Source organism: Mycobacterium sp. SMC-18 (genome assembly GCF_045310895.1).
In the GTDB taxonomy this organism is placed as follows: domain Bacteria; phylum Actinomycetota; class Actinomycetes; order Mycobacteriales; family Mycobacteriaceae; genus Mycobacterium.
Map to the genome: position 1 here is coordinate 240,437 of NZ_JBJIAL010000003.1, position 16,791 is coordinate 257,227.

Genomic DNA, 16,791 nt, shown 5'->3' on the forward strand with positions numbered 1-16,791 from the left:
ATCGGTGTTGATCCGCGGCCCGACCGATGAGGCCGGGCCGGCGAAGGGACGGCAATGCGATTTCAGCGTCGCCAACTGCTGTCCAGGGTGAGCATCCAGTCGAAGCTCGTGGTGATGCTGGTGCTGTGCACCATCATCGCGGCGACCGTCGTCGGCGTCATCGGGTTCCGGGCCGGCCGCGCCTCGCTGCGGGACTCGGTCCTGAACCGGCTCACCGAACTTCGGCAATCGCAGTCCCGTGAGCTCAAGGACCAGCTGTCCGACCTGAAGAACTCGATGATCATCTACGCGCGCGGCGCCCACACCCAGGGCGCGCTGGCGGAGTTCACCGCGGGGTTCGACGCGCTCGCGGACAAGCCCGTCAGCCCGGCACAGTCACAGGCGATCACCGACTACTACACCAACACCTTCCTCAAGGAGGTGCAGCAGTCCAGCGGCGCCAAGCTCAACGTCGATCAACTGCTGCCGCGGGACAACGCCCAGCGGTATCTGCAGGCGAACTACACCGCCGTGCGCAAGGACGACGACACCGCGGTCAAGGTCGACGACGCCCACGACGGCAGCACCTGGTCCGCGGCGAACGCCCGCTATCAGGACTTCTTCCGGCAGATCGTCACCCGGTTCGAATTCCAGGACGCACTACTGCTCGACAACCGTGGCAACGTGGTCTACACCGCGTACAAGGACGTCGACCTGGGCACCAACATCCTGACCGGGCCCTACAGCGGCTCCAAACTCCGTGGCGCATATGAGAAAGCGATGGCCGCCAACGCCGTCGACTACGTCGGCATCACCGATTTCGAGGTGTACCAGCCGGCGGAGAACGTGCCCACGGCGTGGATGATCACGCCGATCGTCACCGCCGGGCGCGCGATGGGCGCGCTCGCCCTGCAGTTCCCGGTCACCAAGATCAACCGGCTGATGACGTTCGACCAGCGCTGGAAGGAATCCGGCCTGGGCAACACCGGCGAAGTCTTCCTGGTCGGCCCCGACGACCTGATGCGCTCGGATTCCCGGATGTTCCTGCAGGACCGGCAGACCTACAAGAACGACGTCGTCGCGGCCGGCACCCCGGCCGACGTCGCCGACCGCGCCATCCAGTTGGGCGGCACCACCCTGGTGCAACCGGTGCCACCGACCACCAACAAGCAGGCCCTGCGGGGTGAGTCCGGAACCCGGCTGGCCACCGACTATCTGGGCCACGAGGTGCTACTGGCCTACGCCCCCATCACGATTCCCGACGCCGAGCTGCACTGGACCATCATCGGCAAGATCGACACCGCGGAGGCGTTCCAGCGGGAGACCGCATTCACCAGGACCATCGTGTTGACGACCGTCGGCATCATCTTCGTCGTGTGCATCGCCGCGATGTTCCTGGCGCAGCTCTTCGTTCGGCCCATCCGGCGGCTGGAGGCCGGCGCGCAACGGATCAGCGCCGGCGACTACAACATCAACGTGCCCGTCGAGACACGCGACGAGATCGGCGAGCTGACAGAGGCTTTCAACGAGATGAGCCGGAGCCTGACGGTCAAGGAGGAGCTGCTCGTCGCGCAGCGCAAGGAGAACGCCAAGCTCTTGACGCTGTTGATGCCCGAACCGGTCGTCGAGCGCTACCAGCAGGGCGAGGAGATCGTCCCGGAGGAGCACCAGAACGTCACGGTGATCTTCACCGAGGTCATCGGGCTGGATCGACTGCAGGCCCAGTTGACGTCGCAGGGGTCGCTCGCCGTCGTCACCGAGCTCGAACGCCAATTCGACGCGGCCGCAGACAGTCTCGGCATCGAACGCGTCCGCGCGATCCGGAACGGCTACCTGGGCAGCTGCGGCCTCAACACCCCGAGGCTCGACAACGTCCGGCGGACCGTCGACTTCGCCCTGGAATGCCAGCGCATCATCGACCGGTTCAACAGCGAGACGGGTAACCACCTGGGCCTGCGTGCCGGCATCGACACCGGCACCGTCAGCAGTGGCCTCGGCGGCGAGTACTCCGTGGTCTACGACATGTGGGGCGCCGCGGTCAACGTCGCCTACCAGGTCAAGAGCGGTTCACCGCAACCCGGAATCGACGTCACCGACCGGGTTTATCAGGCGCTGCAGGCCACCATGACGTTCACGTCGGTCGGCACCATGTCCGTCGACGGGCAGGACGAGCCGATCTGGCGACTGGTGGTGCCGGAATGATCGCTGACGTGTTCACCTCGGCCTGGTTCTACTGGGCCGTGGGCATCGCGATCGGGCTGCCGATCGGGCTCGTCGTGCTCACCGAATGGCAGCACGCGCTGCGCCGCAGGCACAGCTTCCTGGTGCGGCCGGTGACCGTGCTGCGCAACTACCTGCTGCCCCTGGGCGCACTGCTGCTGCTGTTGACCGAGGCCCGGCAGGTACCGGCCGCAGCCACCTCGGTCCGCACCGTCGCAACGCTTTTCGCGTTCGTCGTGCTGATCCTGCTGCTGTCCGGCGTCAACGCCACCCTGTTCCAGGGGGCGCCCGCGGGGACCTGGCGCAAGCGCGTCCCGACGATCTTCGTCGACGTCGCCCGGTTCGTCCTCATCGCGGTCGGCCTGGCGGTGATCTTCTCCTACATCTGGGGAGCGAACGTCCGCGGCCTGTTCACCGCACTGGGTATCACCTCGATCGTCATCGGCCTGACACTGCAGAATTCGGTGGGCCAGATCATCTCGGGCCTGTTGATGTTGTTCGAGCAGCCGTTTCAGATCGGCGACTGGCTGGACACGGCCGCCGCACGCGGCCGGGTGGTCGAAGTCAATTGGCGTGCCGTGCATCTGGAAACCGGCGCCGGAACCCAGATCACCCCGAACTCGGTGCTGGCGGGGGCGTCGTTCACCAATCTGAGCCGGCCGGCCGACGCGCACTCGATCACCGTGACAACGATCTTCTCCCTCGACGATCCGCCGAACCAGGTGTGCGCGTTGCTCACTCGCCTGGCCGCGGACCTGCCGATGCGGCGTCCTGACGGCACCGTGTCGGCAACGCCCGCAGGCGGGCTCGAATATCAGACCACCATCCCGCTGCACTCCCCCGCCGACGACGGAGAGACGAGAAAGCTTTTCCTGCAATGGGTCTGGTATGCATCACGGCGGGCCGGTCTGCACCTGGACGAAGCCGAGGACGACTTCTCCACAACCGAACGGCTGGCCGAGGCCGTCGCCGAAGTCGTCGCACCGACCCTGCGGCTCAGTGCCGACCAACAACGCGAACTGCTGAGTGCGGCGAATCTGGAACGCTACGGCATCGGCGAACTGGTCCAGCGCGTCGGAGAGGTGCCCGACCGCATGACGTTCATCCTCTCCGGACGTGTTCAGCTGACTGCCGGCGGTGACGATGGAGCCGAGACGCTGATCGGAATCCTCGAGAACGGCAGCTATCTGGGTCAGAGCACATTGACCCGGCAGCCGGTCATCGGCAATGCCCACGCCCTCGACGAAGTCACCGTGGTGCACGTGGAACGCGACCACATCGAGACCGTGGTGCAGCGAAATCCGGTGCTGCTACAGGAATTCGGCCGGATCATCGAAGACCGCCGGGCCCACGCCCGGCGCCTGCTGAGTGCCGACTGAAACCGTCACTCCCGCTTGGAGATCCACTCCACCGTGGACGGGCTGAACAACAACCCCAGCGTGACGATGGCGACGAGCGCAACCACGATGGCGTACTGCAGCTGGCCGGATTGGAAGACGTACCAGGCGACGCCGAGCAGCAGCAGGTTGGCGAACACCCCGATACCGCGGCCCCAGCGCCGCCCGGTGATCAGTGCCCAGCCGCCGGCGAGCACCGCCCCGCCGACGCACACCAGCCAGATCGCGTTGCCGTAACCGCTGACGATGTGCTGGTCTGCGCCGGCCAGCCCGCGCACCACGTACACCACGGCGCCGATCAGGCCGAGCGCACCTTCGGCCGCCACCAGGAACCCGGCCCGGCGCACGGCCGGCGGATGGATCGCCGGATCACTCACTGCGACAACCGATCTGCCAGGTACCGCACCGCCAGCTCGTAGCCGATGGGCCCGGCGCCGGCGATCACCGTCTCGGCCACCGCCGACACGTAGGAGTGATGCCGGAAGGCCTCGCGCTTGTGGATGTTGCTCAAATGCACTTCGGCGACCGGCAATTCGGCTGCGGTGAGAGCGTCAGCGATGGCCACCGAGGTGTGGCTGTAGGCGGCGGGGTTGATCACGATGCCGACGCAGTCGGTGCGCGCCGCCTGGATCGCGTCGACCAGTTCACCTTCGTGGTTGCTCTGCACCGCGCGCACGGAGAAGCCCAGTTGCGCCGCGAGGTCGGTGACGGCCTGCTCGATCTGCGCCAACGTGGTCGAGCCGTAGATTTCCGGCTGGCGAGTGCCCAACAGGTTCAGGTTGGGCCCGTTGACGAGGAGCAGGCGGCGATCGGTCACCCACTCACGGTACCGGCTGCGAACAGGCAGAATTGTCCGGTGCCGACCAACAATCCACCGTGTCGCTGCGACACCGGGGCCGTGTATGCCGCCTGCTGCGGCCCGCTGCACCGCGGCGAGCGTTCCGCTGCCACCGCAGTGGCGCTGATGCGTTCGCGGTTCACCGCGTTCGCCCTCGGTGATGTCGACTACCTGCTGGCGACCTGGCATCCGGACACCCGACCGGCAGACCTCGACCTCGATGACGCCGTCACATGGCGCCGGCTGCAGATCGTCGACACCGAGGCCGGCGGCACGGACGACCCGACCGGCGTCGTGCAGTTCCGCGCGCAGTACGTGCGCGACGGCAGCCGGCACATCCTGCACGAGCGCAGCCGATTCGCCCGCGGCAGCGATGGCCGCTGGCTGTACGTCGACGGCGACTTCGTGGACTAGCCGCCGGCGACCGAGTTGCCGACGGTCGCGGCGCGGATAGGCTCGTCACCCGTGCGTGCCGTGCTGATCGTGAATCCGAACGCAACCTCGACGACCCCGGCAGGCCGGGACCTCCTTGCCCACGCGCTGGAGAGCCGCGTCGACCTCACCGTCGCGCATACCGACCACCGTGGCCATGCCATCGAGATCGGGCACCAGGCCGCCGCTGACGGCACCGACGTGGTGATCGTGCACGGCGGCGACGGCACCGTGAACGAGGTGGTCAACGGCATCCTCGGGCACGCGAACGGCGTGCCGGGCGCCTCCAACACCGCCGTCGGCGTGGTGCCCGGCGGCTCGGCGAACGTGTTCGCCCGGGCCCTCGGCATCAGCCCCGATCCACTGGAGGCGACGAACCAGCTCGTCGACCTGCTCAGCGATTACCGCCGGGGCGTGCCCTGGCGCCGCATCGGGCTGATGGACTGCGGGGACCGCTGGTCGGTGTTCACCGCCGGTATGGGCGTCGACGGTGAGGTCGTGGCGGCCGTCGAGGCGCAGCGGGCCAAAGGCCGCAAGGTGACCGCGTCGCGGTACATCCGGGTGGCGATCCGCGAGGCCGTCGGCAGCGCCCGCAAGCCCCCGCGGTTGACGCTGCACCTGCCGAACCGCGAGCCGGTCACCGGTGTGCACTTCGCGTTCGTGTCGAATGCCAGCCCGTGGACCTACGCCAACAGCCGGCCGGTCTGGACCAACCCCACAACGACGTTCGAAACGGGGCTGGGCGTGTTCGCGACCACGAGCATGGGCATCTGGACCAACCTGCGATTGCTACGACAAATGCTGTCGCGTACGCCACAGATCGAGGGCCCGCACCTGATCCGCGATGACGACCTGCCGTGGCTGCGCGTGACAAGTGACACACCTATCGCGTGTCAGATCGACGGAGATTTCGTTGGCCTGCGCGAAAGCATGACGTTCACGTCGGTGCCGGCGGCTCTCAATGTGGTCGCGCCCCCAGCAAAAACACAGTGACCAGCGATCTTGGTAACACTTTGCAAAATTTAGGGCGCAGGTGGGCCCAGTGTAGTACAACTGGTTCAGGGGCCTGCCAACGCGGGTCCGCAGTGACATTGCCCACGAGTTAACGCGCCGCTATTGACATCTGTCCAGCCTGTGAAAACATCAGATGCAACAGTGCAGAAACATTTCGTGTGCACCCGTTAACAGCCGAAGTGAAAAAACATTGCGCGCTTTGCTGCGCGCCCAGTGAGGAGTGTTGACCATGGATTGGCGCCACAAGGCGGTCTGTCGCGACGAGGATCCGGAACTGTTCTTCCCCGTGGGAAACAGCGGCCCGGCCATCGCTCAGATCGCTGACGCGAAGCTCGTGTGCAACCGCTGCCCGGTGACCACCGAGTGCCTGAGCTGGGCACTCGAGTCCGGCCAGGATGCGGGTGTCTGGGGCGGCATGAGCGAAGACGAGCGTCGCGCGCTGAAGCGTCGCAACGCCCGCACCAAGGCCCGCACCAGCGTCTAGCCACGGCATTCGAAAAATGACCCCGGCGACGAGCCGGGGTCATTTTTTGTGGGGCAGGGCCGATGGCCGGCCCCGCTCGCGAATGTGCCGTCAGATCGTCGAATCAGCGATTTTCGTGATCTGTGTGCACGCTCGCGGCGGGTGACCAAACGCGAAACATATTGCACGGCTGGGTTATTGCGCGGCCCGGCCGCTGTACCTACTGCGCGGCTCGGCCGCGGCGACCGATGGGCACCCGCAGCACCACATCCGTGCCACCACCCGGCGCCGCATTCATGCTCAGCGTCCCGTCGAGCACCGACGACACCTGCGTCTGCACGATCTGCAGCCCCAGCCGGTCCGAGTTCTCGAGGGTGAAGCCGTCGGGCAACCCATGGCCGTCGTCGTGCACGACGACGTCGAGCCAGCGCGCCGACCGGTCCGACTTGATGGTCACGCTGCCCTGCTCGGTACTCGGATCAAAAGCGTGCTCGATGGCGTTCTGCACCAGCTCGGTGATGACCATGATCAGCGCGTGCGCGCGGTCGGCGTCCAGGACACCCAGATCACCCTCCCGCCGCACCCGGATGGGGGCGCCCAGCGAGGCCAGGTCGTTCATCATCGGCAGGATGCGGTCGATCACCTCATCGAGGTTCACTTCCTCGTCCACCGACAGCGACAGGGCGTCGTGCACCAGCGCGATCGATGACACCCGGCGCACCGAATCCAGCAGCGCCTCCCGCGCCTCGGCGTTGTTCATGCGCCGGGACTGCAGGCGCAGCAATGCCGCCACCGTCTGCAGGTTGTTCTTCACCCGGTGGTGAATCTCACGGATCGTGGCGTCCTTGGACAACAGCGCGCGGTCCCGCCGCTTGATCTCCGTGACGTCGCGGACCAGTACCGCCGCGCCCACGGCCTGCCCGCCCACGGACAGCGGGATGGTGCGCAGCAGCACCGCGGCGCCGCCGGCATCGATCTCCATGCGCATGCTGGAGCCGCCCGCCAGCAGATCCCGGACGTGGTTCGCCAATTCCTGCGCGTCGAAGGGATCGGAGATCAGCGGACGGGTGACGCTGATCAGGTTCTGGCCGTCGAGCTCGGTGGCCAGCCCCATGCGGTGATAAGCCGAGATGGCGTTGGGGCTGGCGAACGTCACGACCCCGTCGACGTCCAACCGGATCAGGCCGTCACCGACGCGCGGGCTGGACCGCGACATCGGCACGTCACCGACGTTCGGGAACGTCCCCTCGGCCAGCATGCGCAGCAGATCGCGGGCGCAGTCCAGATAGGCCCGCTCGAGCGGCGCCACCTTGCGGCGGTCGGCGAGCGCAGTCTGGTGCGTGAGCACCGCGACCACGTCATTGCCGTAGCGGACCGGGACGGCCTCCAGGTTCAGACGCGAATCACCTTGTACGGCAGCGCTTTCGGCTCCCCGGCCGATGAGCCCGGTCTCGAAGGCCGCCGTGACGGCGGGCATGTCCGCGGCCGAGTTGATGGTCCCGACCGCGTCGGCGAACAGCACCGTCAGCGCGGTGTTGGGCCGAATCTGGGCCACGCACACCAGTGCCCCGTCGTCGCGCCGGACCCACATGAGGTAATCGGCGAACGACAGGTCGGAAAGCAGCTGCCATTCACCGACCACGGCGTGCAGGTGGTCGACCGCATTGCCGGGCAGGACCGTGTGCTCGGCGAGCAGATCACCGAGTGTGGACACGTCTCGTTATCCCGTTCTGGGGGTTGCCTAGCCGATGACGGCGATCAGGTCGCCGGCCTGGATCACGTCGCCGACGGCCACGTTGACGGACGTCACCGTGCCGGCGACCTCGGCCAGCACCGGAATCTCCATCTTCATCGACTCGAGGAGCACCACCGTGTCACCCTCGCCGATCTGGTCGCCCTCGCGAACCACGACCTCGAGCACACTGGCCACGATTTCAGCGCGAACGTCCTCGGCCATCTTCACCCCACTCGTCTACGTATCTGTACGCAGGCGGTGCCTGCGGCCTCTATTGCACCACAGCACCACGGTTTGCAATTGGGTGGCGTGGCCGTGCGACACTGTAGGGCGAGCAACCGAACCTTTGGAGGACCATCATGGCCAAGCGTGGCCGCAAGAAGCGTGACCGTAAGCACTCGAAGGCCAACCACGGCCGGCGTCCCAACGCCTGACCCACGCCTTCAAAAAACCGCCCGGCTCCTCACGGAACCGGGCGGTTTTTCGTTGTCAGCCGCGGACGATGGTGGTGCGGCTGATCTCGAGCTTCAGGCGCGCCCGCAGGCCCTCAGGAGCCTTCTCGCCGCTGCACTTGGTGGCGATCAGTGCCTTCACCCGCTCCTCGATGCCGTACTGGCGCAGGCAGGTGGGGCATTCCTCCAGGTGGACCCGCAGCTTGTCGCGCGTCTCCGTGGTGCATTCGCCGTCGAGCAGCGTCCATACCTCGGCGATCACCGCGGCGCATTCGGGATGCTCCGGGTCGACCGGGCCGATCGGCGGCTGGAAGTCGTGCCCCTCGGGGCGCGTGAACTCCTCGCCCATCAGGACACCTCCTGGGTGTCGAGGCTCTCTCCACGGAGGAAGCCCCGGTCGCGGGCGACGCCCGTCAACAGTTCACGCAGCTGCTTGCGGCCACGGTGAAGGCGGGACATCACCGTCCCGATCGGGGTATCCATGATTTCGGCGATCTCCTTGTACGGGAAGCCCTCGACGTCGGCGTAGTACACCGCCATCCGGAACTCTTCCGGCAACGCTTGCAGCGCCGCCTTGATTTCAGTGTCCGGCAGTGCCTCCAGCGCTTCAACCTCAGCTGACCGCAGACCGGTCGACGAGTGCTCGGCGTTGGACGCCAGCTGCCAGTCGGTGATCTCGTCAGTCGGGTATTCCGCAGGCTGCCGCTGCTTCTTGCGGTAGCTGTTGATGTACGTGTTGGTCATGATCCGGTACAGCCACGCCTTGAGGTTCGTGCCCTCACGGAACGAGTGGAAGGCCGAATAGGCCTTCACCATGGTCTCCTGGACCAGGTCCTCGGCGTCCGCAGGATTGCGCGTCATGCGCAGCGCACCGCCGTAGAGCTGATCGAGCAGCGGAATCGCATCGCGCTCGAACCGCGCCGTCAGCTCCGCGTCGCTCTCGACCGCGGAACCCAGCCCGTCGATGTCGGTCATCGTGATCGAGACCGTCCCTTCTGTCGCGGCGCCACGCAACAGGTCCGGTAACTCGACCGGACGTTCCAGACATGCCGTTGGCACCTGTGTCCCCTTCCGTCCGATCCTAGAGGCTGCGACCGACAAGTTCGCGAGCCATTAATTGACCATGCTGACGGGAGTAACAGCACCGCACCACACAGTTGTTCCCGGCCTCTACGCTTGCCAGCCATGGCGAGCGCGGCAACACCGGCGATCAAGGCCCTGCAGGCCGCGGGAATCGGCTACGAGATCCGGCAGTTCCGGCACGACCCGCGGGCCACGTCGTTCGGCGACGAGGCCGTCATCGAGCTGGCGGCGGAGGGGTTCGTCGCGGCGCAGATCTTCAAGACGCTGGTGCTGGCGATCCCCGGTGGCCTGGCCGTCGCGGTGCTGCCCGTCCCCGACAAGCTGTCGTTCAAGGCCGCCGCCGCGGCGCTCGGCGTACCCAAGGCCGAGATGGCCGAGCAGGCCGCCGCACAACGCGCCACGGGCTATGTCGTCGGCGGCATCTCCCCGTTGGGGCAACGCAAATCGCTGCCCACGGTCGTGGACCGGTCGGCACTCGACTGGGACCGGGTGCTGTGCAGCGCCGGCAAACGCGGATTGGACCTCGTGCTGGCCCCCGCAGACCTGGTGGCCGCCACCTCGGCGGTGACTGCCGAGATATGTACTCCGCGGTAACTCCGGCGGCATAGGGTGTGCGCATGACACTGTCCGGGAAGACCATGTTCATCTCCGGTGCCAGCCGTGGCATCGGTCTGGCCATCGCCAAGAAGTTCGCGGCCGACGGCGCCAACGTCGCGCTGCTCGCCAAGACCGCCGAACCCCATCCCAAGCTGGACGGCACCGTCTACACCGCGGCCAAGGAGATCGAGGAGGTCGGTGGCCAGGCGCTGCCGATCGTCGGCGACGTCCGCGACCCCGACTCGGTCACCGCCGCCGTGGCCCAGGCGGTCGCACAGTTCGGCGCCATCGACGTCTGCGTCAACAACGCCTCGGCCATCAACCTCGGCTCCATCGAAGAGGTGCCGATGAAGCGCTTCGACCTGATGAACGGTATCCAGATCCGCGGCACCTACGCCGTCTCGCAGGCGTGTATCCCCCACATGAAGGGCCGCGAGAACCCGCACATCCTGACCCTGTCGCCGCCCATCCGGATGGAATCGGAGTGGCTGAAGCCGACCGCGTACATGATGGCGAAGTACGGAATGACGTTGTGCGCGTTGGGTATCGCCGAAGAGATGCGCGAGGCCGGCATCGCCTCGAACACGTTGTGGCCCCGCACCCTGGTCGCCACCGCCGCGGTGCAGAACCTGCTCGGCGGTGACGAGGCGATGGCCAAGGCCCGCAAGCCCGAGGTGTACTCCGACGCCGCCTACGCCATCTTCAACAAGCCGGCCCGGGAATACACCGGGCAGAGCCTGCTCTGCGAGGACGTGCTGCTGGAATCCGGCGTCACCGACCTGTCGGTGTACAACTGCACCCCGAACGCCGAGCTCGGCGTCGACCTGTGGGTGGACACCCCCAACCCGCCCGGATACACCGGCCCCTAATCGGAGGCCGGGCAGATCTCGACGCCCGCGACCATGGGCGGCCACGCCACCGTCACCTCGACGAGCGCGGCCAGTGGCGCGATCGCGGGAAATGCCCGGTCCCACTGCTTCTGCACCTGCTGCACCGCGTGCGGGTGCAGAAACGTCCAGGCCATCCCGATCAGCAGGTACGGCAGCGCCAGCCACAGCAGGAATTCGGCCATCGCGCCGACACTGACCCGCCGGCTGAGCAAGCGCCGCATCAGATCAACTCCCCATCTCGGCGAATCTGCCTGCGGACGTAGGCCAGCAGCACGTAGCTGCCGGCCTGCCGGATGAACAGCGGCAGGAACCGGTTGACGAATGCGACGAGCCGGAACAGCGTTTCGAACAGATACTGGCGGCCGCTGCCCCACGACATGCGCATCGCGTCCCGGAACACCGGTGCCAGGAAACCTCCGGTGAGGAACGCCAGCAGCGGCCGAAACGGCAGTGCCAGAACCGGATTGATCATCTTGAGGCGCACGAGGTCCGTCAGGTAACTGCGGACGGCGTCGTCCATGGCGACCTTGGCGCAGGCCGCCGTCCAGTAGTCGTCGAAATCGGCCCGGGTGGCCGGCCACTGGTCGGCGGTGACCTGCAGCGTGGTGCCGAGCGGGGCCGCCGACCGGTAGAACTGTTCGGCCAGTTCGGGTGTCAGCTCGCCGCGCAGCAGTTGGTAGACGTCCTCCATGCCGACGAACAGGCATGCGGCGACCCACATCTGCAGGTCGCGGTCGAAAGCGTTGTAGCGCACCGGGCTGTCGGGGCCGGACTGCACCTGCCGGTGCGCGGTGTCGACGGCCTTGCGCATGGCGGCCCGGTCCTCGTCATTGCCCAGGATCGCCACCGCGAGGTACTGGAACGTGGTGCGGGCGCGCTTCCACGGATGTTTGAGCAGGTTCCCCGAATCCACCTTGCTCTCCACCACGCCGTACCCGACACCCGGCCACGACAGCTGCATGATGACGTTCGCGGCGCTGGCCGCGGCGCCCCAGAAGTCGGCGGCGTCGGCGATGGTCACGGGGTACTCGTCCCAGCGCGCGGTGCGGCGCCGAATCTGGATGCGGCAGTCCGCGAGCGTCAGCGCGGATGGGTCGCTCGTCATGGCAGGCACATGTTCGTCAGCAGCAGCATCGGCCAGAACACCACGGTCCGGGCGAACACCAGCACGCGCTCGGGGCCGTGTGCCGCTTCGAACGCGCCGGTGTGGGTCACGGCCCACAGCACGCCGAGCACGAGATACGGCGCGGCGAGCATGGCGGCGGTGCCCAGCCACTCCGCGATCGTCATCTCGAAACCGAAGATGCCCGCTGCACGTTCTTCGTCGTCGGTCATGGTGCTTTCAACCTAGGCATACAGTGGCCGCATGTCGACGTGGTCAGTCGGACGGTATGAGGCCGTCGCCGAATTCATCGCACCCATCGCCTTCGAGGTGGTCGACGCGGTGCCGCATGGGCCGGACACCGCACTGGTCGACCTGGCCTGCGGGACCGGTAACGCGTCGCTGCACGCGGCCGGCCTCGGCGCCCAGGTCACCGGTGTCGACATCACGCCGGAGTTGCTCGCCATCGCCGCGGCCAAACCCGGAGGTGAGGCTGTCGAGTGGGTCGCTGCAGACGCGTCGGCCACCGGACTGCCCGACGCCTCCTTCGACACCGCGGTGTCCAACATGGGCGTCATCTTCGTCGAACCGACAACGATGGTCGCCGAGCTGGCAAGACTGCTCAAACCCGGTGGCGCCCTGGGGTTTTCGACATGGGTCAAGGCCGGGGACAATCCGTTCTTCACCCCGGTCGTCGAGGTTCTGGGGCAACCAGAGCCCGGCCCGTACTCACCCGATCAGTGGGGCGTACCCGAGCTCGTCCACGAGCGGCTGGACACCGATTTCGCCGACGTCGCCATCGAAAACAGGGTTCTCGTCTGGCGATTCGGCTCCGTGGCGGACGCGGTGCGCTTCGTCACCGACGAATCACCCATGCACGTCACCACGTTGACGTACCTGGACGACGAGACCCGGAGCCGACTCATCGCGGCCTTCACCGCAGCGTTCACCGCGCACGAATCGCCCGACGGCACCGTCGCCTTCGACGCGCCGTACGCGGTGATCACGGCGCGGCGCCGGAGCTGAATTCAGTTGGCCTGATACAGGATTCCGCGGGCGATGGCCTCGCGAATCTCCGGCAGCGCCGCCTCCGCCAGGGCGTCGGCATCGACACCGTGATGCGCGGCGAGCAGCCCGATCAGTGTGCCCAGCGGCACCTCACCGCGGCAGCCGGCCAGCAGCGCGGTGAACACCTCGTCCACCCCGAGGACCGCGCCCGGCCCGCCGGGACGACGGACCGCGCACCCGATCTCCTGCCAGCCATCCGGCCCCGGCAGTGAATGCTGTTCCAGCAGTACCGGAGCGGTCGACAGCCGGGCGGCCAGCAGCGCCTCGTCCGAGGTGTCGCGCAGGTAGGCGCGACGGGCGAAGAACGCCTCCACCTCGATGCCCGTGATGGGTTCGTCGGTGATCTCCTCGAGGATCTGCTCGGGCGCTTCACCGGGACGCGGCACGCGCAGCGAGATCAGTCCCATGCCGATCCCGGTGATGCCCTCGGCGTCGAACCAGTCCAGCCAGTCCGCGCCGCGCTGCGCGATCTGTTCCGCGGACTCCCCCGCATCGGCCAGCCACAGCGACACATAGCTGACCGGGTCGGCCAGTTCCCGTTGCACCACCCAGGCGTGCAGTCCGGTGCCGGCCAGCCAGTCCTGCACCCGGGTCCGCCAATCGTCGTCCCGGACAATCCAATTGGCCATGATCTGCGCGGTGCCACCGGGCGTCAGGTAGTTGCCGACGTTCTCGATGATGGTGCGGCACAGCCCATCTCCGGCCACGCCCGAATCGCGGTAGATGTAGTCCTGGGCACCGGCGCCCACCACGAACGGCGGGTTGGACACGATCAGGTCGAACCGTTCCCCCGCCACCGGCTCGAACAGGCTGCCGGGCCGCAGGTCCCACGACATGCCGTTGAGCCCCGCGGTGGCCCGTGCCAGCGTCAGCGCCCGCGGGTTGGTGTCGGTGGCGACGATGTCGGCGCAGTGCCCGTTCAGGTGCAGTGCCTGGATGCCGCAGCCGGTGCCCAGATCGAGCGCACGCTGCACCGGGGTGCGAATCACGGCCCGCGCCAACGACATCGACGCACCTCCGATGCCGAGCACATGCTCGTGCTCGACCGGCCCGCCGCGCAGGGCGGCATCCTGGTCGGAGACGACGAAAAAATCGCGAATCCCGTCCGAATGCGGGCGGATGTCGAGAATCGCCCGGACGGTGTCGTCCACCCGCAGTACGCCCGCCGTCGCCAGCTCGGCCAGGCCGGCCGACGGGAACGCCGCCTGCACCTGGTCCACGGGTTCGTCGGTGCCGAGGAGGAACAGCCGCACCAGCGTGGCCAGGCGACCGCCGCCGGACGTGGCCCGCAGCGCCGGCCACCACACGCCGCGGCCCATGGCGGCGTTCGCGTCGTCGCCGAGCAGTTCGGCCACCCCGTCGGTGGTGTATCCGGCCGAGCGCAGATCAGCGCCGAGGGCTTCCACCAACAACGGGTCCAGGGCGGTCAAAACAGGGTTCCTTCGGGTTCGTTCTTGGCGGGCTCGATGAGTTCTGGGCCGTTGTTGCGAATGCTGTTGACCAACTTGGACACCTCACGGGTGACGATGCGGTCCAGGTCGCCGTGGCCGCGCAGCAGGCCCTCGTCGATGGGCGCGTCGGGGTCCAGCCAGCGGTCCCAGTCGCCGGCACTGATGGTCAGCGGCATGCGGTCGTGGATGCCGGCCAGCGGCCCGACCGACTCCGTCGTGATGATGGTGCAGCTGACCAGGGGCAGGCTGTCCTTGGGCGCGCCGGCCGGCCGCCACGTCGACCACAGACCCGCCATGAACAGCAGATCGTCGTCGGCAGCGTGCATGTAGAACGGCGTCTTGGTGGCCTTCTTGCCGTCGGCGGCCGGGTTGGGCCGCCACTCGTACCAGCCGTCCATCGGGATGAGGCAGCGCTTCGATTTCGCCGAGCCCCGGAACGCCGGTGACGTGGTCAGCGTCTCGGCGCGTGCGTTGATCAGCAGCGGCCCCTTGGTGTCGGGCGCGCCGTCGGCCGTGGTCTTCACCCATGGCGGGATCAGGCCCCAGCGCATCGACCGGACCCGGCGGGTGGCCTCGTCGTCGGGCTCGGAATGCCGCCGCACCACGGTGCTGATGGTCGTGGTCGGCGCGACGTTGTAGTTGGCCGACGGCGTCGTGCTGCCCTGTTCACCGCCGTCTTTGGCGGCGTCCGACGCCTTGGCATTGGTCTCGTCCAGAGCCTGGATTTTCTCGGCCAGCAGCGCCGGGTCGGTGGTGACTGCAAATCGCCCGCACATACCAGGCAGGATAGGGGCATGGAACTCTGGCCCGCACCGTCGGTGACCGGTCCGGTGCAGGCCACTGTCACCGTGCCGGGATCGAAGTCGCAGACCAACCGAGCGCTGATCCTGGCAGCCCTGGCGACCCCGCAGGGCACCTCGACCGTCAGCGGCGCGCTCCGCAGCCGCGACACCAACCTGATGATCGGCGCGCTGCAGGCCCTCGGCGTGACGATCACGGGTGACGGCACGGAACTGACCGTCGGTGGCGCCATCGCCCCGTCCGGGGACGTGCGCATCGACTGCGGCCTGGCCGGCACCGTGCTGCGGTTCGTCCCGCCGGTCGCGGCCGTCGGTCGTCATGTCGTCACCTTTGATGGCGACGAGCAGGCCAAGACGCGCCCCATCACCCCGCTGCTCGACGCCATGCGCGGCCTCGGCGTCGACATCGACGGCGACGGCATGCCGTTCACCGTGTCGGGCACCGGGTCGGTGGCCGGCGGCGAGGTCCGGATCGACGCGTCGTCGTCGTCGCAGTTCGTGTCCGGACTGTTGTTGTCGGGGGCCACGTTCCGTGACGGCCTGACGGTCATCCACACCGGTGCGGCGGTGCCGTCACAGCCGCACGTCGAGATGACCATCACGATGCTGCGCGAAGCGGGCGTCGAGGTCGACGACAGCGAGCCGAACCGCTGGCACGTGGCGCCCGGGCCGATCGCGGCGCGGCACTGGGCCATCGAGCCCGACCTGTCGAACTCGGTGCCGTTCCTCGCGGCCGCCGCGGTGACCGGCGGCACGGTGCGGCTGGCCCACTGGCCGCAGCAGAGCGTGCAGCCGTCGGGCGACATTCTCGAATTGCTGGACAAGCTGAACACCGTTGTGCAGGTGGTCGATTCGCACCTGGAGGTCCGGGGCGCGCAGAGCTACGGCGGCTTCGACGCCGATCTGAAGGCCGTCGGCGAGCTGGCGCCGTCGATGGCCGCACTCGCCGCGCTGGCGAGCCCGGGTTCGGTGTCGACACTGTCGGGCATCGCGCACCTGCGCGGGCACGAGACCGACCGGCTTGCCGCGCTGACCGCCGAGATCAACGGGCTGGGCGGCCAGTGCCGCGAGACCGACGACGGTCTGGTCATCACGGCCGTGCCGCTGCACGAAGGCACCTGGCGGTCCTACGCCGACCACCGGATGGCCACCGCCGGCGCGATCATCGGCCTGCGGGTGCCCGGCGTGCAGGTGGAGGACATCGCCACCACGGCCAAGACGCTGCCGGACTTCCCCGGTATGTGGGCAGACCTGCTGGCCGGGAAATAGC

General features: G+C 67.7%; 21 protein-coding genes. 10 read left to right on the forward strand and 11 right to left on the reverse strand.

Features of this window, described 5'->3' with window-relative positions; all coding sequences use genetic code 11:
• Positions 1–54: 54 nt before the first annotated feature.
• On the forward strand, positions 55–2,181 hold the full coding sequence (locus tag ACJH6J_RS04275) for an adenylate/guanylate cyclase domain-containing protein (RefSeq protein WP_318984116.1): 2,127 nt from the start codon (positions 55–57) through the stop codon (positions 2,179–2,181).
• Entirely contained in the window at positions 2,181–3,578 is a 1,398-nt protein-coding gene (locus tag ACJH6J_RS04280) for a mechanosensitive ion channel family protein (RefSeq protein WP_406774255.1), read from the forward strand. The genes ACJH6J_RS04275 and ACJH6J_RS04280 overlap by 1 nt, the downstream gene beginning before the upstream one ends.
• A gap of 5 nt (positions 3,579–3,583) precedes the next feature.
• On the opposite strand, the gene ACJH6J_RS04285 is transcribed toward ACJH6J_RS04280, so the two are convergent.
• Together ACJH6J_RS04285 and aroQ are read right to left on the reverse strand one after the other, a co-directional pair.
• Positions 3,584–3,973, reverse strand: a complete 390-nt coding sequence (locus ACJH6J_RS04285) for a hypothetical protein (RefSeq protein WP_212806569.1) — start codon at positions 3,971–3,973, stop codon at positions 3,584–3,586.
• Positions 3,970–4,413, reverse strand: a complete 444-nt coding sequence (aroQ, locus tag ACJH6J_RS04290; protein ID WP_020102966.1) for a type II 3-dehydroquinate dehydratase — start codon at positions 4,411–4,413, stop codon at positions 3,970–3,972. The genes ACJH6J_RS04285 and aroQ overlap by 4 nt, the downstream gene beginning before the upstream one ends.
• Positions 4,414–4,452: 39 nt before the next feature.
• Between aroQ and ACJH6J_RS04295 the strand changes: the two genes are divergently transcribed.
• From ACJH6J_RS04295 to whiB1, 3 genes are all read left to right on the forward strand, one after another.
• Complete coding sequence (locus ACJH6J_RS04295; protein ID WP_212806570.1) at positions 4,453–4,848, forward strand: YchJ family protein; 396 nt, start codon at positions 4,453–4,455, stop codon at positions 4,846–4,848.
• A gap of 51 nt (positions 4,849–4,899) precedes the next feature.
• Positions 4,900–5,859, forward strand: a complete 960-nt coding sequence (locus ACJH6J_RS04300) for a diacylglycerol kinase family lipid kinase (protein ID WP_318984115.1) — start codon at positions 4,900–4,902, stop codon at positions 5,857–5,859.
• Positions 5,860–6,109: 250 nt separating this feature from the next.
• The gene (whiB1, locus tag ACJH6J_RS04305) at positions 6,110–6,364 is read left to right on the forward strand and encodes a transcriptional regulator WhiB1 (protein ID WP_020102963.1); all 255 of its coding nucleotides are present in this window, start codon (positions 6,110–6,112) and stop codon (positions 6,362–6,364) included.
• Positions 6,365–6,563: 199 nt separating this feature from the next.
• Here the strand turns inward: whiB1 and ACJH6J_RS04310 are convergent, their stop codons facing one another.
• Positions 6,564–8,057, reverse strand: coding sequence for a sensor histidine kinase (locus ACJH6J_RS04310; RefSeq protein WP_212806572.1), 1,494 nt, complete (start codon positions 8,055–8,057; stop codon positions 6,564–6,566).
• Positions 8,058–8,084: 27 nt separating this feature from the next.
• Positions 8,085–8,300 (reverse strand): biotin/lipoyl-binding carrier protein, encoded by a 216-nt coding sequence (locus ACJH6J_RS04315; protein ID WP_036421130.1) that lies wholly within the window; start codon positions 8,298–8,300, stop codon positions 8,085–8,087.
• A 137-nt stretch (positions 8,301–8,437) separates the two neighbouring features.
• Between ACJH6J_RS04315 and ACJH6J_RS04320 the strand changes: the two genes are divergently transcribed.
• Positions 8,438–8,512 (forward strand): 50S ribosomal protein bL37, encoded by a 75-nt coding sequence (locus ACJH6J_RS04320; RefSeq protein WP_085976028.1) that lies wholly within the window; start codon positions 8,438–8,440, stop codon positions 8,510–8,512.
• Positions 8,513–8,567: 55 nt separating this feature from the next.
• On the opposite strand, the gene rsrA is transcribed toward ACJH6J_RS04320, so the two are convergent.
• Both rsrA and ACJH6J_RS04330 read right to left on the reverse strand, forming a co-directional pair.
• The gene (gene rsrA, locus ACJH6J_RS04325) at positions 8,568–8,879 is read right to left on the reverse strand and encodes a mycothiol system anti-sigma-R factor (RefSeq protein WP_212806573.1); all 312 of its coding nucleotides are present in this window, start codon (positions 8,877–8,879) and stop codon (positions 8,568–8,570) included.
• The gene (locus tag ACJH6J_RS04330) at positions 8,879–9,505 is read right to left on the reverse strand and encodes a sigma-70 family RNA polymerase sigma factor (protein ID WP_168176135.1); all 627 of its coding nucleotides are present in this window, start codon (positions 9,503–9,505) and stop codon (positions 8,879–8,881) included. The genes rsrA and ACJH6J_RS04330 overlap by 1 nt, the downstream gene beginning before the upstream one ends.
• A 210-nt stretch (positions 9,506–9,715) precedes the next feature.
• Here ACJH6J_RS04330 and ACJH6J_RS04335 point away from each other — a divergent pair, with 210 nt between their 5' ends.
• Both ACJH6J_RS04335 and ACJH6J_RS04340 read left to right on the forward strand, forming a co-directional pair.
• A complete protein-coding gene (locus tag ACJH6J_RS04335) occupies positions 9,716–10,207 on the forward strand; it encodes an aminoacyl-tRNA deacylase (RefSeq protein ID WP_212806574.1) in 492 nt (163 codons plus the stop codon).
• 23 nt (positions 10,208–10,230) lie between these two features.
• Positions 10,231–11,079: an NAD(P)-dependent oxidoreductase gene (locus tag ACJH6J_RS04340; protein WP_212806575.1), complete on the forward strand. Its 849-nt coding sequence runs from the start codon at positions 10,231–10,233 to the stop codon at positions 11,077–11,079.
• On the opposite strand, the gene ACJH6J_RS04345 is transcribed toward ACJH6J_RS04340, so the two are convergent.
• The 3 genes from ACJH6J_RS04345 to ACJH6J_RS04355 are packed head-to-tail and all read right to left on the reverse strand — an operon-like array spanning position 11,076 to position 12,435.
• Positions 11,076–11,321 (reverse strand): hypothetical protein, encoded by a 246-nt coding sequence (locus ACJH6J_RS04345; protein WP_318984114.1) that lies wholly within the window; start codon positions 11,319–11,321, stop codon positions 11,076–11,078. The genes ACJH6J_RS04340 and ACJH6J_RS04345 overlap by 4 nt on opposite strands.
• Positions 11,321–12,205: an oxygenase MpaB family protein gene (locus ACJH6J_RS04350; protein WP_318984113.1), complete on the reverse strand. Its 885-nt coding sequence runs from the start codon at positions 12,203–12,205 to the stop codon at positions 11,321–11,323. The genes ACJH6J_RS04345 and ACJH6J_RS04350 overlap by 1 nt, the downstream gene beginning before the upstream one ends.
• Complete coding sequence (locus ACJH6J_RS04355; RefSeq protein WP_318984112.1) at positions 12,202–12,435, reverse strand: hypothetical protein; 234 nt, start codon at positions 12,433–12,435, stop codon at positions 12,202–12,204. The genes ACJH6J_RS04350 and ACJH6J_RS04355 overlap by 4 nt, the downstream gene beginning before the upstream one ends.
• A 31-nt stretch (positions 12,436–12,466) precedes the next feature.
• Here ACJH6J_RS04355 and ACJH6J_RS04360 point away from each other — a divergent pair, with 31 nt between their 5' ends.
• Positions 12,467–13,228: a methyltransferase domain-containing protein gene (locus tag ACJH6J_RS04360; protein ID WP_318984111.1), complete on the forward strand. Its 762-nt coding sequence runs from the start codon at positions 12,467–12,469 to the stop codon at positions 13,226–13,228.
• A 2-nt stretch (positions 13,229–13,230) separates the two neighbouring features.
• Here ACJH6J_RS04360 and ACJH6J_RS04365 read toward each other — a convergent pair whose 3' ends face one another.
• Both ACJH6J_RS04365 and ACJH6J_RS04370 read right to left on the reverse strand, forming a co-directional pair.
• Positions 13,231–14,700 carry a class I SAM-dependent methyltransferase gene (locus tag ACJH6J_RS04365; protein WP_318984110.1) on the reverse strand — a complete coding sequence of 490 codons (1,470 nt, stop codon included), beginning with the start codon at positions 14,698–14,700 and terminating at the stop codon, positions 13,231–13,233.
• Positions 14,697–15,497, reverse strand: coding sequence for an SOS response-associated peptidase (locus tag ACJH6J_RS04370; RefSeq protein ID WP_318984109.1), 801 nt, complete (start codon positions 15,495–15,497; stop codon positions 14,697–14,699). Before ACJH6J_RS04370 ends, ACJH6J_RS04365 begins: the two co-directional genes overlap by 4 nt.
• Before the next feature lie 18 nt (positions 15,498–15,515).
• On the opposite strand from ACJH6J_RS04370, the gene aroA reads away from it, so the two are divergent.
• Positions 15,516–16,790 (forward strand): 3-phosphoshikimate 1-carboxyvinyltransferase, encoded by a 1,275-nt coding sequence (aroA, locus tag ACJH6J_RS04375; RefSeq protein ID WP_318984108.1) that lies wholly within the window; start codon positions 15,516–15,518, stop codon positions 16,788–16,790.
• Position 16,791: the final 1 nt, after the last annotated feature.

What these genes read in the sequence shown, in the direction of transcription:
- ACJH6J_RS04275 (WP_318984116.1), top strand. Translation starts at nt 55, where the DNA reads ATGCGATTTCAGCGTCGCCAACTGCTGTCCAGGGTGAGCATCCAGTCG.
- whiB1 (WP_020102963.1), top strand. Translation starts at nt 6,110, where the DNA reads ATGGATTGGCGCCACAAGGCGGTCTGTCGCGACGAGGATCCGGAACTG.
- ACJH6J_RS04315 (WP_036421130.1), bottom strand. Translation starts at nt 8,300, where the DNA reads ATGGCCGAGGACGTTCGCGCTGAAATCGTGGCCAGTGTGCTCGAGGTC.
- rsrA (WP_212806573.1), bottom strand. Translation starts at nt 8,879, where the DNA reads ATGGGCGAGGAGTTCACGCGCCCCGAGGGGCACGACTTCCAGCCGCCG.
- ACJH6J_RS04330 (WP_168176135.1), bottom strand. Translation starts at nt 9,505, where the DNA reads ATGACCGACATCGACGGGCTGGGTTCCGCGGTCGAGAGCGACGCGGAG.
- ACJH6J_RS04335 (WP_212806574.1), top strand. Translation starts at nt 9,716, where the DNA reads ATGGCGAGCGCGGCAACACCGGCGATCAAGGCCCTGCAGGCCGCGGGA.
- ACJH6J_RS04340 (WP_212806575.1), top strand. Translation starts at nt 10,231, where the DNA reads ATGACACTGTCCGGGAAGACCATGTTCATCTCCGGTGCCAGCCGTGGC.
- ACJH6J_RS04345 (WP_318984114.1), bottom strand. Translation starts at nt 11,321, where the DNA reads ATGCGGCGCTTGCTCAGCCGGCGGGTCAGTGTCGGCGCGATGGCCGAA.
- ACJH6J_RS04350 (WP_318984113.1), bottom strand. Translation starts at nt 12,205, where the DNA reads ATGACGAGCGACCCATCCGCGCTGACGCTCGCGGACTGCCGCATCCAG.
- ACJH6J_RS04355 (WP_318984112.1), bottom strand. Translation starts at nt 12,435, where the DNA reads ATGACCGACGACGAAGAACGTGCAGCGGGCATCTTCGGTTTCGAGATG.
- ACJH6J_RS04360 (WP_318984111.1), top strand. Translation starts at nt 12,467, where the DNA reads ATGTCGACGTGGTCAGTCGGACGGTATGAGGCCGTCGCCGAATTCATC.
- ACJH6J_RS04370 (WP_318984109.1), bottom strand. Translation starts at nt 15,497, where the DNA reads ATGTGCGGGCGATTTGCAGTCACCACCGACCCGGCGCTGCTGGCCGAG.
- aroA (WP_318984108.1), top strand. Translation starts at nt 15,516, where the DNA reads ATGGAACTCTGGCCCGCACCGTCGGTGACCGGTCCGGTGCAGGCCACT.